The sequence below is a fragment of the Pusillimonas sp. ANT_WB101 genome (assembly GCF_008369125.1).
In the GTDB taxonomy this organism is placed as follows: Bacteria; Pseudomonadota; Gammaproteobacteria; order Burkholderiales; family Burkholderiaceae_B; genus Allopusillimonas.
Genome location: NZ_VOAY01000001.1, coordinates 1,501,500 through 1,518,430 on the forward strand (window position 1 = coordinate 1,501,500; position 16,931 = coordinate 1,518,430).

The window sequence follows — 16,931 nt, forward strand, 5'->3', positions numbered from 1 at the left end:
TTAAGTAGTATAGCCTCAGTTTTAGTTCGTCATTTATACGAAGATGCTCAGCTCACATAAGGGATATCTCTTATGTCCTAAAGAATATTAAGCGAATACGATTTTTCAGAATATTTCATCAACGCGATACCTCGCAAATCCCCCACTTTATTCTTTAGGAAAAATTATGAAATTCATGGAGATGGCTGCGCTATCCGCATCGCTGGCTTTCACGGTCACGAGTGCCAGTGCTGGCACTACATTCGACGCGGTTAAAAGCAAAGGATACGTGCAGTGCGGCCTTTCTACCGGGACCCCGGGCTTTTCGGTCGCTGACAGCAAAGGGGAATGGTACGGATTCGACGTTGATATGTGCAAAGCGGTGGCCGCTGCCATGTTCGGCGATGCCTCCAAGTTCAGAGGCACGCCTTTAAGCCCTCAACAACGGTTCACGGCGCTGCAGTCGGGCGAAATCGATCTGTTAACTCGCACAGTGACCGCGACTATGGCACGCGATACCACATTGGGGCTAACCAGTACTGGCATTAATCATTACGACAGTCAGGGCATACTGGTAAATAAAGGCCTAGGCATCAAAAAAGCAGCGGAACTAGGCGGAGCGGCGGTCTGTGTGCAAACAGGAAGCACGACAGAATTGAATCTGGCAGATTGGTCGCGTGCACAAAAACTGGATCTCAAAACGGTGGTCGTGGCCGATGTCCAGGAGGGGGTACGAGCCTTCGTAGGAGGCCGCTGCGATGCATTTACCAGCGATAAATCACAACTTGCATCTATTCGAACCACACTCGACAAGCCTGACGAATACGAAATCTTAGCCGATGATCTGTCGAAAGAACCCAATGGCCCTATGGTCCGTCAGGGGGATGACCAGTGGTTTAACGTGGCGCGCTGGACGCTCAACGCGATGCTCGAAGCCGAAGAGTACGGCATCACGTCCCAAAACGTCGATGAAATGATGACAAGTAGCAATCCAAATGTACAGCGCATTCTAGGTGTGACAGGCGAGTTGGGCAAAGGCGCCGGACTCGACGATAAATGGGCGTATAACATCATCAAACAGGTCGGCAACTACGGGGAGAGCTTTGCTCGCACTCTGGGTAAAGATACGCCGATGAACCTTGAACGCGGTCTGGACGCTCAATGGAAGGACGGTGGCCTCATGTATGGATGGCCATTACGTTAGGCTAACGCATGCAAGCTTGATGTGTTTTTTCGCTGATGGACTAATACTCGGGATGGTTGGCGCGCCAATTGAAGGTCGTAACAACCATTCGCAGCTATAGTGTAGTAGTCGCCGCAAAATCCACAATACACCTTGTAAAGTCAGCGATCACTCTATATGGTTTCGCCAGAAATCGCAATAAGCACCCGAGCGATTTCACTGCCTTCTGCGCATAAGCTGTGAGACAAATAGCCTGGAAAGCTCACGCTGTCGTAACGGGCTAATACGACACGATGCTTGTCGAACTGAACACGCACGCTACCTTCGAGTACAAAGATCACCTCCTCTCCACCGTGAGCTGCAGATTCTTGCCCACCTTGTTTGCTAACTTGCACCATCATCATGGACAGCCGGCTATCATGCCCGCCAGCAAGCAGTGTTTTGTGGTGGCCATCTTGTTCTAACGCCTCGGAACCTTCAACCTGTTGCGCTCCTGCTGCGCGCGTCACGCGAACTTCATCCTTCGGATTGCCTTCACCCAACAGAAGCGACAGACTGGTGTCCAAAGCAACTGACAACATATGCAACGTCCCAAGCGACGCAGATTTTTCTCCGCGTTCGATACGAGAGAGATGGCCCTTATCTATACCGGCGCGCGCTGCAACGCTGGCCTGAGTCAGCTTTTTCCGCCGACGTGCGGAGCGGATCCGAAATCCGATCTGGCGCACATCGGGAAGATCAAAATTAGTTTGAGTACTTTTAAGCATGAGCAGCATCGTAAATCTCAGAGCCACAATTGTATGCCAGGCATTCAAGACGGTAGACCAAGCGCTTTGCACATAGCAGGCCCACATGAACTTGCGACACCGCGACAAGGGATTTTCTGCGACATATAGGGAAAAGCCTTATATCCCCTACTCTCAGTCAGGTTAAACTTGGACAACTAGTTGACCTATGGACATTTGATGTCCGAAGTATATCTATCGGGAGTCGGACGATGCAGCAATACAGTACGCAGGAAAAGGACGCGTTACGAAAACGTGTTGATCGTGAAATCGAAGAGCGCTCTGCGCCGACCGAGCAATGGAATACTGCTCAAAAAATGGCACTCGCATGTCGCATGTTGGCGGCCCAAGGGCATTGGAGCAGCGGGTTAGCCGGGCAATTTACTACGCGAGGCGATCAGCCTGGTACGTTTTGGACATTGCCTTTCGGCGTTGGCGCAGACGAAGCACAAGCCAGTGAGCTAATACTGATTGACGAGGACCTCAACGCGCTTGATGGCAAATCGTTGGCGAATCCCGCAAACCGATTTCATATTTGGGTATACCGTCATCGTCCGGATGTGCAATGTATCGTGCACACTCATCCACCTGCCACATCGGCTCTGTCAATGGTTGGTGAGCCATTGGTTGTTGCTCATATGGACGCAACACCTTTCTTCGACGACTGTGCTTACTTGCCTGCATGGCCTGGCTTACCCATTGGCGACGATGAGGGTGAGATCATCTCAGAGGCATTGGGCGACAAACGTTCCATCCTTCTGGCCAACCACGGGCTGCTTACTGTCGGAAAAACAATCGAAGAAGCCTCCGTCATGGCTCTTTGGCTCGAGCAAGCTGCAGCCATGCACCTCAAGGCACGTGCCATCGGACCTGTTATACCCGTACCGGCCGACCTTGCTCGCGAATCGCATGACTTCCTGGTCAAGCCCCGGATTCTGGAGTTGACCTTTGCCTATTTTGCGCGCCGCGTGCTGCGTGAAACGCCTGACTGTCTTGTCTAATAGGATCTCACAATGCAACGTCGTAAATTTTTGACCCTTGCCGCAGGCACCGCAGGTGCCGCCATCGCCGCGCCCGCGATAGCGCAAAGCACACCCAAAATCAGCTGGCGCATGCCCAGCAGCTTTCCCCGATCTCTCGATACGGTTTGGGGTTCAGCCGAAGTCATCGCTGAGCAGGTATCACTTCTGACAGACGGAAAATTCACGATTAGGCCTTTCGCAGCGGGAGAGTTAGTGCCACCGTTGCAGGTTCTTGACGCAGTGCAGAACGGCACTACGGAATGCGGGCATACGGCCGGTTTTTATTATCTAGGAAAAGAGCCTGCTCTTGTTTTTGACACAGGAGTACCGTTTGGCCTGACTCCTCGTCAACAAACGGCTTGGCTTACCTACGGTGGCGGAAAGGAGCTGATGGAGGAACTCTACGGAAAGTTTAACGCCATCGTCATACCGTGTGGTAACACAGGCGCCCAAATGGGCGGCTGGTTTCGCGACGAAATCAAGAAACCTGAAGATTTTAAAGGTTTGCGGATCCGCACCCCCGGCATGCTTAGTATGGTGTACCAAAAACTGGGTGCAATTCCTCAGCAGATTGCCGGCAGCGATATCTATCCAGCTTTGGAGAAGGGATCGCTCGATGCCGTCGAATGGGTCGGCCCCTACGATGACGAGAAGCTCGGGTTTGCTAAAGTTGCGAAGTATTATTATGGGCCAGGCGTGATGGAACTGGGTGCTAATTTGGCATTCAATGTCAATCGCGACAAATGGGCTGAGCTGCCATCTCAATACCAAGCGGCTCTTCGCGCCGCCTGTGCCATTGCCGCTAGTGATCTGCTTGCCAAGTACGATGCAAAAAACATTCATGCACTCAAACTGCTGGTAGGCGAAGGTGTAAAACTAAAGTCTTGGCCGCGAGAGGTAATGGATGCCATGCAAAGTGCAACACGAGAAGTACTAAATGACTACAGCGCGAAGGACAAAAACTTTGCCAAAGTGCTGACCTCTTGGCGAGCCTTCCGTGACGACCAGCTTTTGTGGGCTAGTGTTAACGACGGTGCTGCAGCAAGCTACCTGATGGCCACACGTAAGCAAGGCTTGTAGCCTCTATTTCCTCAATACAGCATCCCGGGCGTCTTCGTTATCTGCCACTGTGCCGGCATTATCTGAAGCACGCTACGGGCTGTATTCAGCACATTACACAATCATGAAAACTCTTCTTGAGTTATCGCGGCTGATTGACGCCGTCAACATATTTGTCGGGCGGACTGTCAGCTGGCTGATTCTTGTCGCCGTTATCGTCAGTGCTACCAATGCGCTGGTTCGTAAGTTGTTCAGCATAAGCTCTAACGCTTGGCTGGAGCTACAGTGGTATCTGTTTGGTGCCGTGTTTCTTTTGATTGCGGGTTACACGCTGCTAAAGAACGAGCACGTGCGGGTAGACGTTTTATCGCAGCGGTTTTCTCCACGCACGCGCGTCAGGATCGAAATCTTCGGCGTACTGCTGTTCATATTGCCTGCGTCCATTGTCATCATGTGGTTGTCATGGCCAGTTTTCATGGACGCATTTATTAATAACGAACAATCCTCAAACGCTGGCGGTCTGATTAGGTGGCCAGCCAAGTTGTTAATTCCTGTCGGCTTTGCGCTCTTGGTGGCCGCTGCCTTTTCCCATCTGATTAAGTGCGTTGGTTATCTGCGCGGCATGTGCGCAGACCCAACGCAGACTGCTAATAGCGAGTCCAGCGAGGAGCACCTAGCTGAAGAAATCAGTCGCATTGCGGTGGAACGTGAACAAACTCCTCCGAACAGGAAAGCCTGATTATGGAAGCCATTTTTCTGGCAAATATTGCGCCTATCATGTTCGGCGTTCTGGTCGTATTGTTAGTGCTAGGTCTTCCCGTCGCATTCTCGCTAGCGGCCAATGGCATGCTGTTTGGCTTGATTGGCATTGAAATGGGCTTGATGCCGATAGAGCTCTTCCAAGCTCTACCGCAGCGGGTGTTCGGTGTCATGGCAAACGATACGTTGTTAGCAGTGCCGTTCTTTACCTTTATGGGCTTGATCCTTGAACGCTCAGGAATGGCAGAAGATTTGCTCGAAACTGTAGGCCAACTGTTTGGGCCTCTGCGTGGCGGGTTGGCAATTGCTGTGGTGCTGGTAGGTGCGTTGCTGGCGGCCACAACCGGTGTGGTTTCAGCCTCCGTCATTTCAATGGGGCTTATATCCTTGCCAATCATGTTGCGCTACGGCTATGACCGCCGTCTGGCAACCGGCGTTATTGCCGCTTCTGGCACACTTTCCCAGATTATTCCACCATCGATCGTGCTTATTGTTCTTGCCGATCAGCTGGGTCGCTCCGTCGGCGACATGTACAAAGGGGCTTTCCTTCCAGGCGCGCTCCTCACGGGGCTATATATTCTGTACGTAGTTGTAGTGGCAATAGTGCGACCAACAGCTGCACCAGCAATCCCGCCTGAGGGCCGCACATTCGTCGAGCCAAGCGGTAGCCATGGCATCCCCTCTTTACTTGCTCTGATGACTATTGCTGTGGCCACTTCAGTAATTAGCGCAAAATTGCTGTTGCCCGATAACACTCATGTAGACGAACAGATTGTAAGCGGCGTGTTGGTCTGGGGCTCCACTGCTTTCATCTGTGCGCTTTTGAATAAATATCTGCGACTAGGCCTACTGTCGCAAATTGCCGAGCGAGTAACGTTCGTAATGATCCCGCCGCTAGCGTTAATTTTTCTGGTGCTAGGTACGATTTTCATAGGTGTGGCGACCCCAACCGAAGGAGGAGCAATGGGCGCAATGGGTGCGCTAATCATGGCAGTTCTCCGGCGACGTCTAAATTGGTCTCTGCTTCGTCAAGCCGTCGACAAGACCGCATCACTTACCTGCTTCGTAATATTTATTTTGATCGGTTCATCAGTTTTCAGCTTGACGTTCCGTGCGGTCAATGGCGACTTGTGGGTAGAGGCGCTGCTAGCAACGTTGCCAGGTGGCGAGATGGGCTTCTTGATCGCAGTCAGTATTTTGACGTTTGTGCTCGCATTTTTTCTGGATTTCTTCGAGCTCGCGTTTATTATTGTGCCGTTGATCGGTCCTGTTGCCGATAAAATGGGGATCGACCTGATCTGGCTGGGTGTACTACTGGCTGTCAATATGCAAACATCATTTATGCACCCACCATTTGGCTTCGCATTATTTTATTTGCGGTCCGTAGCACCAAAGAAAGACTACAAAGACAGGGCTAGTGGCCAAATGATTAATAGAGTAACCACCGGCGAGATCTACTGGGGTTCCGTTCCATTTATCGTATTGCAGATCATTATGGTTGTCGCGGTACTTTTGTATCCCGGCTTGGTAACTCATTACAAGACCGGCCGCCCTGAAGTAGACATTGACAAGGTGGAAATTGACACATCTTCGTTTAGCAACTTCGGCAGCATTAACCCTGGGAATCTAACTAACGATGCAAAGTCAGGCTCATCTCTCACGCCAGATTTGAACGCTTTGTTTGACTAAGCTGACATCTAAAAAACCACCCCAGGTTAAGGCCCGGTAACAAGCACCCCAGAACGGTCAACAAGGTATTAAAAAAGTCAGGCTGATTTTTTCCATCTACATATATTTAGATGCAATTTAAATCGCGCTAAAAGTATTTATTACTCTATTCTGCATAAAAGCATATTGCAGTTGTTTTAGTCTGTTCTCCGCACTCGAACAGGAGACGTTCATGGTCGAAAATCAGTCATTCAATCCAGAGCTGTTCAAGGCAAAGGCACGTGACACATGGAACGCAGCGGCGCGTGGCTGGGACGAACACACGCCTCAAATTCATGACTGGCTCGCCGATCCGACCCAGCGCATGCTTGATCTGGCAAGCATAAAATCCGGTTTCCATGTGCTCGACGTTGCTGCCGGAGCAGGAGACCAGACACTGAGCGCAGCAGAACGCACCGGTCCAACAGGCAATGTGCTGGCTACTGATATCTCACCGGCTATTCTTGAGCTTGCTGCCGCAAATGCACGAAAGGCTGGGCTTAATAATATTGAGTTTAAAGTGGCTGACGCTGAAAACCTTGATTTGCCAGCGGAAAGTTTTGACGCGGCAATCTGTCGGCTTGGTCTAATGCTCTGCCCTAACCCCGCCAAGGTGCTGGACGGCGTGCACCATGCTTTGAAGCCAGGTTCAAGAGCCTGTACTTTGGTGTTCTCGCAGCCCGATAAAAACCCCAGTGTAGGGATTTTGATACAGCTTGCCCTGAAGCATACAGGCTTGACGCAAGGCGATCCTTATCAGCCTGGTGGGTTGTTCAGTCTCAGCAAACCAGGCACCATTGACGAGCTGTTTACCCGCGCAGGCTTTCAGGAAGTGAGTACCACTGTGCTATCTGCACCGTTTAATTTGCCGTCTTCCAGTGCGTATATGAAGTTCATGCGAAGCTCAGCCGGGCCTATTATTCAAATGCTGAGCAAACTTGGCGAAACAGAAAGAAATGCGGCCTGGAACGAGATGGAAGAAAGGCTAAATATTTATAACGTTGCCGATGGCTGGCAAGGCCCGAACGAGCTATTGTTGACAGTGGGCCGTGTACAACATTGAAAGCAGTAGTCTGGGACGGTGGGTCGCGTATGTATGACAATGCAGGCAGTAGCCATAGACGGTGGGTTCCATAGAACACTAAACGCAGTAGCCGCAGACCATAGGTTCCATAGAACACTAAAGGCAGTAGCCAAAGACAGTCGCTCGCGTATAAGCTTGATGGCTGTAGCCAGATTTAAATCAGACTGTTAAAACAGCCCGATGAACCCGTACGATGCTGATGACCAACCGGTCTAATGATCGGGCTCAGCCGACGGGAACAGCAGATTCGCAATCATCTCATTATCAATCACTTCGCCAGCCACCGTACGCGAAAGAATCTCTGCCCCAAGCGCCTGTAATGAAAACACCATATCGGGCCCGACCCGCTTTATTTTCTTGAGGTGAGTGGTGGTATTGGCCAGTGCGACAGTTTGTGTTTTTTCACTGCACACTTCTTTGGCTGCCAAAATAATGAAGGCATTTTCAGAGTCGTCGCTGCGCAATGCCATAATGTACAGCGCGTCGTGAGCGCCTGCCGCCTCCAACACGGCAGTATCGGTTGCGTCACCTTCGATCAGATCAGCATCTTCTGGGTAACCGTGTGTACTTTCAGGGGCAACGATAACAGTCACTTCGTGTCCGCGTGCACGCAGCGCTGCGTAAACGTTTTGAGCAAGAGGCGTTATGCCTGCAATGATAATGTGTTTTTTTCTCATGGGAGTAGGTGCTTTGCCTTTGACCAGTCGCCGTAAATTGCCACCTATGATTGGGCCGGCAATGGCACTGATGGAGGTGGCGAAAATACTGATGCCAAGAATGATGATTGATGTAGTAAAAAGCCGGGATGCGCTGGTATGTGGGGTTATATCGCCAAAGCCGACTGTGGACATGGAGACAATTGAAAAATAAAACGCCGTAACCACGTCCGTAATCGGCGGCTGAAACTCCTGCCCAAGATAGAGGGCGCCAAATACTGCATAAACAAGCAGTGAAGCAATGGAAACCAAGGCAAACAAGCTGCCAGCGGCCAGACTAGAGCGGTCGAAGCGTCGCCAATACACGACCAACATAACCGCCAAGACAATGGTGTAGGCGATTAAGTCACCGTGCCCGTCTGAACGCCATATAAAAAAACCAGCAGTACTCACCAATAAAAGCAGGGACACTGTCCATGCTATGCGTGCCTTAAAGATGAGCCCGGCCGCCATGATCTGCAAGCCAATGCCCAGCATCAACCGTGGCACCTCCACCAGACCAAATGAGCTTATGAATACATTAAGGCTATCGCTGGTCAGCCACTCGTTCCAGGAGTGTGGTCGCAAGGCGTAAACAGCGGAGACGCCCGGCTGCAATAAAGTGTATCCATTGAACGCGACCAGAATGGCCAGCAACCAATGCAAAGGCAGTGACTCGTGTATGCGCTTAATTTGATTGCGCACCAGCATTAACTTGATTCGAAAACTGGACGCACCCGACACGGGTTGGGCAGCGCTGATGCCAGTAGCCGATTTAGTCTTGGTCGTACTTGGCGTAGCATTTGACGGCATAGCGGTTGGCTTTTACGTAGAGAGTTTTAAGCTCGCATAATAACAAGCCTGACTGTGCCTGGGGTGAAACAGTGTTATGGGCCCAAGTGTCTTCATTGAGCGTCGAGCAGGCCTTAGGTGTGCTGAACAAAACGTTAACCAATAGCCTGGCGTATTCTTGAGCAACCAATCAGCCTCCTGCGCCAAAAAATGAATACTTCCGACCGTAGGCTGTTGCCCTGAAGACGGAGGCATCATTTTAATGACCCGAAGAGTACAAAATACTTAGGCGACGAGTTCTACCTTGCCTGTTTCAAGATCATAAAGGCCGCCTACAATTTTGAGCGTACCGGCCTCAACCGCCTTACTCAGTATAGGGGTCGCCTTTTGCAGCTGCTGAACGTTGTGCTTAATGTTTTGAAGCGTAGCCGCCTGAAGCAAGGTGCCTTTATGCGGCTGTTCTGCAGCGGCACGCACAGAAGGTGCAATCGCCGTGACGATGGTCTGAATGTGCCCAGGAAACTCGGCCTTTTTTTCGACTGCGCTGACTGCTGCACTAACGGCGCCACAACTGGTATGCCCCAGCACCATAATAAGTGGGGAGCCCAGCACCGCAACACCATACTCCAGGCTTGCCAGAAGATCGTTGGTTACGTAGTTGCCCGCCACCCGCGTCACGAACAGGTCGCCCCTTTCTTCATCAAAGCATAGTTCAGGGCCAACGCGCGAATCGGCACAACTCAAAATGCAAGCGTAAGGGTTTTGACCGCCGGCCAGTGCTGCGCGCGTTGAGGCGAAGTTGCGCTCTTGTGTCTTGCCCGAGATATATCGCTCATTCCCACCCATTAATCGTTTAAGCGCCTCATCGGGTGACAGCGCGTTTCCGGGTTTGGGGGGTTCTTTCGCGTAAGCGGTGGGGGCAACGGCAGACATGCCAAACAAGGAAATAGCCCCTATCATGCCGAGGGCGGCACGCCTGGATGCCGATGCCGGAGCATTACTTACCGTAGCGTCTTGTACACACAATTGGCACATGATTTTCGTCTCCTCTTGTTAGTTGTATCTGAAGATTACTCTGTGATTAATAATGAAACAATCAATATTTTCAATTAACTAGAGATATAAACGCGTTACTTCAGTAGGCCTGCATACCTATAGTTGAAAAGACTTGTGCGTCACGGAATGTAATGGTTTGATATACACACCCTCAGGAGATGAACATCATGCCAAGCGAAGGTTTCAGACAAAACACGATCAAGCGCTGTTTGCGTGCTCGAGGTACACCGCTGCTCCCGGGCTCTTGTGCCATAGTATTCGCGTTAGGGCTGAGCCTTGCATCATCTTCTTATGCGTACGAGCCTGTCGTAAACGCCGGCACCAACCCTGCTTTAGATGCCATCGCGCTAGCTGATAATGGCCTTAGCACCGCGCTTGCCGCCCTGCCTAAGCTTGTGCAGGACACGCTGGATCGCAGTGGTGTTCCAGGTGCAGCGGTGGCGGTTGTGCATAACGGCGTGACCGTTTTTGCCCAAGGCTTTGGCGTACTAAAAATGGGCCAATCCGAAAAAATAAAGCCCTCTACGGTATTTCAGATTGCCTCCATATCCAAATCGTTAACGGCCTCGGTGATTGCCGTGGAGGTCACGAAAAAGGTGGTGTCATGGGATGACGCCGTGGTGCGTTACCTTCCAGGGTTCGAGATGAAGGAGCCTTACGTTACCGCGCATGCAAGCATCGGCGACTTTATGGCCCACCGCAGTGGCCTGCCCTTCGCAGCGGGTGACGCGCTCGAAGATTTGGGCTATGACCGCACGCAGATAATCGAGCATATGCGACAGGTTCCGCTTGATGCGTTCCGCACTTCATACCACTACGCCAATTTTGGCACCACAATCGCGGGCGAAGCGGTAGCGGCCGCCGCGAAGTTGCCTTGGGAAGATCTGGCAGAACAAGCCTTGTTTAAACCCTTGGGCATGCAATCTACCAGCGCACGGCATGCTGATTACCTTGCACACTCAGATCGCGCTGTCTTGCATACGCTCAAAGACGGGAAATTTCAGCCACTTTATGATCGCACCCCGGATGCTCAGGCACCGGCCGGCGGCGTATCCTCAAACGTACTGGATATGGCACAGTGGATGAAATTTCTGCTCGCTAATGGCAAACACAATGCTGAACCACTGGCCTCAGCCGAGTCTTTAGTGGCCGCGCTGAGCCCGCACGCATTTAGTGGCCAACCCGTTACGCCTTCTACGCGGCCCAGTTTTTACGGTTACGGTTTTAATGTTGGCGTTAATGCCAACGGGCGCACCTCATTCGGCCATTCTGGCGCTTTCCTGCTGGGAGCAGCCACCGCGTTTCAAATTCTTCCATCTGCCGATCTGGGCATTGTGGTGCTCACTAACGGAGCACCAGTTGGTGTTCCAGAAAGCATTAACGCCAACTTCATGGATACAGTGCAGTTCGGTAAACCGCTACGCGATTGGTATGCTGGATATCATGATCACATGATGGGTTTTTTTAGCCCCGAAGGCGATCTGGTTGACGAGAAGCCACCGGTTAATCCACAACCAGCCCAGCCGCTTGAAACCTACACGGGTCAGTACGAAAGCCCTTACTTTGGCCCTGCCGAGATCACGCTGGAAGGCAATAAGCTGGTACTCGCCATGGGCCCTGCCAAGCACCCAATGCCCATAAGTCACTGGAACGGCAACACCTTTGCAGTTATGCCGCTCAGTGAAAACGCACCCACCGGGTCACGCTCATCGGTCGCCTTTACAGTGGAGCAAGATAAGGTCAACGGCTTCACGGTGAATTATCTAAACCAGAATGGTCTCGCTATTTGGCACAAGACCCACAGACAATGAAACGCCTTGCTGATTTTATGATTGTTGCTTTTGATGGAAGAAAGGTGCGACTTCATAACGTCGCCTCTGTTACGAAGCAACAGCTAGAAACATTGCAGCCTTATTTAAACGAAAAAGAAGTACGCCATCTTCAGGCCGCAAAAAAACAGGGGTACTCAGTTACCCAGCAGTTTGTTTTTGCCGTAACGGCAGACAATACGTATCGTGCTTCACAATTACTGGATATGCTGGAAACCACATTAAAATCGGATAGTGAAGAAGGCGGTTGAGATGGCCGCTTCGGCCATTGCCTGGCAGCGTGCACAATACGGAGCACGCGCACAATGTCACCCACCAAGTCATAAACTAAAATGTAGTTAGCGTGTACGACCAGCTCGCGCGTGCCAGCCATACGCCCTGACCGATCTCAGCCGGGATAATCGGCCAGGCTACCAGCTTTTCTTTCGAACAATTCATCAAGGGCCATCGCGGCCACCGGAATGTCGGCTTCGATGTAATTGTAAATTTCGTCCCGGTCTTGCGCTGCCTCTGGTGTCCAGAACAGCTTCATTATTCAGAGTCAAGGCGACGGCGAGTGGCTGCACGTTTTGCTGCAAACTTAGCGTCGACATCAGCAGCGGGGATCAGATTGCCAGCATTCGCTGAGTCTATGCCCATTTGTACCTGACGACGAAACCAGGCGTCGTGCTCAGACGCGTCTTGCTGCTGTTGCACATAGTCGCGCATGAAGTCACGCAGTAGCTGCGCCCCGGTGCGGTCACGGGACTTAGCCGCTGCGGCGAACTCGCTTTTGAGATCTTCTTCAACCCGAAAGGTAAATGTTGCTGTCGCTGCGATCATTATTTAACCCACATGTGTTACACAGTACATACAGAATAACACGATATAAAGACACTGTGAATGGCTTATGGCATTGGGTCGCCATCCGAACTCCTGCCCATTGCCGTGCATACGTGTCATCATTCGATAATGCTTTGCATGGCCGCAGCACTGTCATGCCCAAGCAGCCACACCCGATCCAGTTACCACAATACCTATAGGGTTATGGTGATTAGCGAGCCGGAGACACTCCTACACTGAACCTTACCGATCACGGTTCCATCCGCAAGCCATGGATGAAGAAAGATTTGGCGATCGCACATGCTACCCAGCACGTCAGACGGCTTGCCCTAAAGCAAGGACAATGACATGAAGCCAGAAAGCCCCAAAAGCCCACCCCGCACTGCGGATGAGTTGCACGATATCGAGGAAGAGATGCTGGACGAAGCCAGCATGGAGTCGTTTCCGGCCAGCGACCCGCCTGCCTGGATATCTCGTCGTCCAAGGGCTGATGCCAAACCTGCCGTAGCACCGACTTCATCAATCCCTGACACTGTCAAAAAGAAATCGCCGTAGGGACCAGACTCGATGGCACTCGGTGGCAAGACGGATAACAAAGCCAAGCTTTGCAATCGACTAATCTCAGTGACATAATGGTTTCTACACATGCAACGCCATCGTTTTCAGTAAGCGGGCAAAAACTGCATGTTTGGGCGCAGGCCGACTCTATTTACTCTCCTCTACGCCTTCTCAACCACGCATAGCTTGCGCTGTGCCGGTAAGCCCTGTTCGTACGGCAAAAAATCGTTGCCGAGCTATTCGTCCGAGTGAGCCGCACTCCGCACGCTGGCAAAGCGGAGAAGAACCATGAGCATCCGTCATACCTCTTTACACAAACCCATCGTCATAACTACGGGGGGTGTGGGATGACCACGCCTATTGAAGACTACGCATTGATCAGCAACTGCTGCACGGCAGCACTGGTCGGGCGCGACGGGGCGATAGACTGGCTTTGCTTGCCGCGATTCGATTCAGGCGCATGTTTCGCCAAGTTGCTCGGAAAGCCTGAACACGGACGCTGGCTAATCTGCCCGGAAGCCGAGGTTAAACAAACACGACGCCGTTATCAGGATGGAACACTCATCCTGGAAACCGAATTTGAAACCAGCGAAGGCGCGGTAAAACTGATTGACTTCATGTCGCTATCCAATGAGTGTTCAGAAGTCGTTCGTATCATGGAGGGTATGCGCGGGCAGGTAAAGCTGAGCATGGATTTGGTCATCCGCTTTGACTATGGCTTGATCGTTCCGTGGGTATGGCAAACAGAACACGGCTGGCAAGCCACGGCTGGGCCTGACACGCTGGAACTGCACACTGACGTGCCCACTTCTCGCGACGCAACCCGCATCAAAGCAGAATTTACCGTTAGTAAAGGGCAGCGTAAATCGTTTGTACTGGCGTACCATGCCTCTCATCTTGGCTCTTCACCCACGGCAGACGCTGAAAAAACGCTGGAAGAAACAGAACAAGAGTGGCGCACCTGGTCAGACCGCTGCACCTATAAGGGCCGCTGGAAAGCAACAGTATTGCGCTCGCTGCTCACACTAAAGGCACTTACCTTTAAACCCACCGGCGGTATTGTTGCGGCACCCACTACATCATTGCCCGAACAACCGGGCGGTGTACGAAATTGGGATTATCGATATTGCTGGGTACGCGATGCCACGTTCACGCTCAATGCCCTGCTGGCCGCCAATTATCAGGATGAGGCTGTGGGCTGGCGAGAGTGGCTGATACGTGCCGTGGCGGGCGATCCCGAAGACTTGCAGATCATGTATAGCATTACCGGGGTAAGGCGTCTGGAAGAAATGGAGCTGGACTGGTTGCCTGGCTATGGCGGCGCCGCGCCTGTGCGCTCAGGTAACGCTGCTTCTAAACAGTTTCAACTAGACGTGTACGGTGAAATCATGGATACCATGCACCTGGCGCGTAGCGCTGGTCTGCATCCAGGCCCCCATGCCTGGGAGATCCAAAAGGCTTTGCTGGATTTTTTGGAGTCGAACTGGCAAAACCCTGACGAAGGTATCTGGGAAATACGGGGCCCCAGGCGTCAGTTTACCCACTCCAAGGTAATGGTCTGGGTGGCCTTCGACCGTGCCATCAAAGATGCAGAGCAATTCGGGCTTGAAGGGCCTGTATCACGCTGGCGCGAGCTGCGTGACACCATCCATGAACACATATGCGCCAAAGGTTTTGATGCACGGCGCAATACGTTTGTTCAGTGCTTCGGCTCGCATCACCTGGATGCAAGCTTGTTGCTCATCCCGTTAGTAGGCTTTCTGCCCCCCGATGATCCACGTGTTTCTGGCACACTTGAGGCGATCGAGCATGACTTGATCTCAGACGGTCTGGTGCAGCGTTATTCAAGCAAAACGCATATTGATAACCTGCCAGGAGGAGAAGGTACCTTTCTGCCCTGCTCTTTCTGGCTGGTTGACAACCTGGCTTTGGTTGGGCGGCACAAAGAAGCTGAGGCGCTGTTTGAGCGCCTGCTGACGCTGCAAAACGATGTGGGCCTGCTTTCTGAAGAGTACGACCCCGAGGGTCAGCACATGCGCGGCAACTTTCCGCAGGCACTTACGCACATGGCGCTGATCAACACGGCGTTGTTGTTATCTGACATAAAGAATAAACCCTCACACCGCAAGCATGATGGCGATCGGCCTGCGGCGGTAGCACGTACCAAGAAATAATAGTCTGGACGCGCGCCTGACATTGCATTAACAGTTCGTCATCATAAATCGAGACCAAATATCAAGGGCTCGAAGGCAAGCAGCGCTCCACACGCAAAATCGTGATCAGTACTGCTGTCTGTACCGTTGAGCCCTAAGCATTGGCATCTGCGCCCTCGAGTTGAAGCTTTTTTAGCGCACCATACTTGCGCAGCTACGCCGGTGTATCGTCAGCTTGCGCCAAGGCGCTCACTTCGGCTGGCGTCAGGTAACGTGATTCGCCCAGCTGCAGGTCGTCGTCCAGGGCGACCGGGCCTATGCGTTCTCGATGCAGGGCCGTCACATGATTGCCCAGCGCTGCGAACATGCGCCTGACCTGGTGGTACTTGCCCTCTTGTATGGTTAGTCGCGCCAGGCGCTCTTCCACACGTTCTAACACGGCAGGTAGGGTGACTTTATCTTCGCCTTCTAAAAGAATGCCAGCCGCAAAACGTTCTTCGGCGTCTTCACTCAATGGTTCTGCCAGCGTAGCGAGATAAACCTTGTCGCAACGATGGCGCGGGGAGATGATGCGATGCGTCCACTGCCCATCATCGGTAATCAGGATTAGCCCTGTGGTGTCTACATCGAGGCGGCCAACTGTGTGCAGCCGATCACGCTTGTCGACGTCTAGCAGGTCCATTACAGGAAGGTGCTGGCTGTTTTTAAGGCTGCACTCATAACCGGCGGGTTTGTTCAGCATGATGTAGCGTAGCCCGATAATTTCAAGCGTTTCGCCATCCCATTGCACCTGATCGCCCTCCCGCACAACAAACGTACCCCGCTTGACCACTTCGCCGTTGACGGTAATTTCGCCCCTGGCCAGGGCAGAACGCGCCAGCGAGCGTGTCAGGTCGGAGCTTTCGCAAAGATACTTATCCAGACGCATTCGGATTCCATGAAGATTAATTGGTGATTAACTGATGACTAATAGCGCTGGCATAACGCCAGCAGAAGCCGTTTTCGCCTCTTCGAGACAGTCGCTATTGGACCAGAAAAACATATTGTCGCCCATTCCAAGCACGAAAAGAAAATATAGGGTAAACTCTCATTCTTCAGACGCGGGGTGGAGCAGTCTGGCAGCTCGTCGGGCTCATAACCCGAAGGTCACAGGTTCAAATCCTGTCCCCGCAACCAAACATCGTGTTAGTGCTTTGCCTGATCGATAATGCATCATCTTATCGATCTGGCAACCAGAGCAAACGCCGTATCCAGCCAAAGCATTAAAGGCGCCAGCCTCATGCTCAACGGCACTAAAAACCCCACATTATATTTCGAAGACCCAATCCACGGTCAGTGTTTCGCAATCGCTGTCACCAACGCACGGTTAGACCTTGGCAATTGCCGTCACCAACGCACGATTAGGCCGTCGCAGTCACCGACGCCAACACACCGATAGTCCTTGGCAG

Annotated in this window: 16 protein-coding genes and 1 tRNA gene; 11 read left to right on the forward strand and 6 right to left on the reverse strand. The window is 52.1% G+C overall.

From position 1 onward, the window contains the following. Window positions 1–166 precede the first annotated feature (166 nt). Window positions 167–1,183 (forward strand): amino acid ABC transporter substrate-binding protein, encoded by a 1,017-nt coding sequence (locus FQ179_RS06770; protein ID WP_149396451.1) that lies wholly within the window; start codon window positions 167–169, stop codon window positions 1,181–1,183. Between the two features lie 152 nt (window positions 1,184–1,335). Here FQ179_RS06770 and FQ179_RS06775 read toward each other — a convergent pair whose 3' ends face one another. Further along, window positions 1,336–1,929: a helix-turn-helix domain-containing protein gene (locus FQ179_RS06775; RefSeq protein ID WP_255474861.1), complete on the reverse strand. Its 594-nt coding sequence runs from the start codon at window positions 1,927–1,929 to the stop codon at window positions 1,336–1,338. A gap of 230 nt (window positions 1,930–2,159) precedes the next feature. Between FQ179_RS06775 and FQ179_RS06780 the strand changes: the two genes are divergently transcribed. The 5 genes from FQ179_RS06780 (at window position 2,160) to FQ179_RS06800 (ending at window position 7,557) form a co-directional block, all read left to right on the forward strand. Continuing rightward, window positions 2,160–2,948: an aldolase gene (locus FQ179_RS06780; RefSeq protein WP_149396452.1), complete on the forward strand. Its 789-nt coding sequence runs from the start codon at window positions 2,160–2,162 to the stop codon at window positions 2,946–2,948. A 12-nt stretch (window positions 2,949–2,960) separates the two neighbouring features. After that, window positions 2,961–4,049: a TRAP transporter substrate-binding protein gene (locus tag FQ179_RS06785; protein WP_149396453.1), complete on the forward strand. Its 1,089-nt coding sequence runs from the start codon at window positions 2,961–2,963 to the stop codon at window positions 4,047–4,049. A gap of 103 nt (window positions 4,050–4,152) precedes the next feature. Further along, window positions 4,153–4,767: a TRAP transporter small permease subunit gene (locus FQ179_RS06790; protein ID WP_149396454.1), complete on the forward strand. Its 615-nt coding sequence runs from the start codon at window positions 4,153–4,155 to the stop codon at window positions 4,765–4,767. A 2-nt stretch (window positions 4,768–4,769) separates the two neighbouring features. Next, window positions 4,770–6,476, forward strand: a complete 1,707-nt coding sequence (locus tag FQ179_RS06795) for a TRAP transporter large permease subunit (RefSeq protein WP_149396455.1) — start codon at window positions 4,770–4,772, stop codon at window positions 6,474–6,476. Between the two features lie 211 nt (window positions 6,477–6,687). Continuing rightward, window positions 6,688–7,557: a class I SAM-dependent methyltransferase gene (locus tag FQ179_RS06800; protein WP_149396456.1), complete on the forward strand. Its 870-nt coding sequence runs from the start codon at window positions 6,688–6,690 to the stop codon at window positions 7,555–7,557. Between the two features lie 233 nt (window positions 7,558–7,790). Here FQ179_RS06800 and kch read toward each other — a convergent pair whose 3' ends face one another. Beyond that, window positions 7,791–8,984 (reverse strand): voltage-gated potassium channel protein, encoded by a 1,194-nt coding sequence (kch, locus tag FQ179_RS06805; protein WP_149396945.1) that lies wholly within the window; start codon window positions 8,982–8,984, stop codon window positions 7,791–7,793. 366 nt (window positions 8,985–9,350) lie between these two features. After that, a complete protein-coding gene (locus FQ179_RS06810; RefSeq protein WP_149396457.1) occupies window positions 9,351–10,100 on the reverse strand; it encodes a carbonic anhydrase in 750 nt (249 codons plus the stop codon). Window positions 10,101–10,288: 188 nt separating this feature from the next. Here FQ179_RS06810 and FQ179_RS06815 point away from each other — a divergent pair, with 188 nt between their 5' ends. Both FQ179_RS06815 and FQ179_RS22650 read left to right on the forward strand, forming a co-directional pair. Continuing rightward, window positions 10,289–11,932, forward strand: coding sequence for a serine hydrolase (locus FQ179_RS06815; RefSeq protein WP_149396458.1), 1,644 nt, complete (start codon window positions 10,289–10,291; stop codon window positions 11,930–11,932). Then, complete coding sequence (locus tag FQ179_RS22650; RefSeq protein ID WP_255474922.1) at window positions 11,929–12,201, forward strand: hypothetical protein; 273 nt, start codon at window positions 11,929–11,931, stop codon at window positions 12,199–12,201. Before FQ179_RS06815 ends, FQ179_RS22650 begins: the two co-directional genes overlap by 4 nt. Window positions 12,202–12,338: 137 nt before the next feature. On the opposite strand, the gene FQ179_RS22895 is transcribed toward FQ179_RS22650, so the two are convergent. Beyond that, on the reverse strand, window positions 12,339–12,482 hold the full coding sequence (locus tag FQ179_RS22895) for a type II toxin-antitoxin system RelE/ParE family toxin (RefSeq protein WP_370459840.1): 144 nt from the start codon (window positions 12,480–12,482) through the stop codon (window positions 12,339–12,341). Next, window positions 12,482–12,772, reverse strand: coding sequence for a CopG family ribbon-helix-helix protein (locus tag FQ179_RS06825; protein ID WP_149396459.1), 291 nt, complete (start codon window positions 12,770–12,772; stop codon window positions 12,482–12,484). The genes FQ179_RS22895 and FQ179_RS06825 overlap by 1 nt, the downstream gene beginning before the upstream one ends. 348 nt (window positions 12,773–13,120) lie before the next feature. On the opposite strand from FQ179_RS06825, the gene FQ179_RS06830 reads away from it, so the two are divergent. Together FQ179_RS06830 and FQ179_RS06835 are read left to right on the forward strand one after the other, a co-directional pair. After that, complete coding sequence (locus FQ179_RS06830; protein WP_149396460.1) at window positions 13,121–13,327, forward strand: hypothetical protein; 207 nt, start codon at window positions 13,121–13,123, stop codon at window positions 13,325–13,327. Window positions 13,328–13,677: 350 nt separating this feature from the next. Further along, on the forward strand, window positions 13,678–15,504 hold the full coding sequence (locus tag FQ179_RS06835) for a glycoside hydrolase family 15 protein (protein WP_149396461.1): 1,827 nt from the start codon (window positions 13,678–13,680) through the stop codon (window positions 15,502–15,504). A gap of 193 nt (window positions 15,505–15,697) precedes the next feature. On the opposite strand, the gene rsuA is transcribed toward FQ179_RS06835, so the two are convergent. Then, window positions 15,698–16,411, reverse strand: coding sequence for a 16S rRNA pseudouridine(516) synthase RsuA (gene rsuA, locus FQ179_RS06840; protein WP_149396462.1), 714 nt, complete (start codon window positions 16,409–16,411; stop codon window positions 15,698–15,700). Between the two features lie 171 nt (window positions 16,412–16,582). Between rsuA and FQ179_RS06845 the strand changes: the two genes are divergently transcribed. Next, a tRNA-Met gene (locus tag FQ179_RS06845) sits at window positions 16,583–16,659 on the forward strand. Window positions 16,660–16,931: the final 272 nt, after the last annotated feature.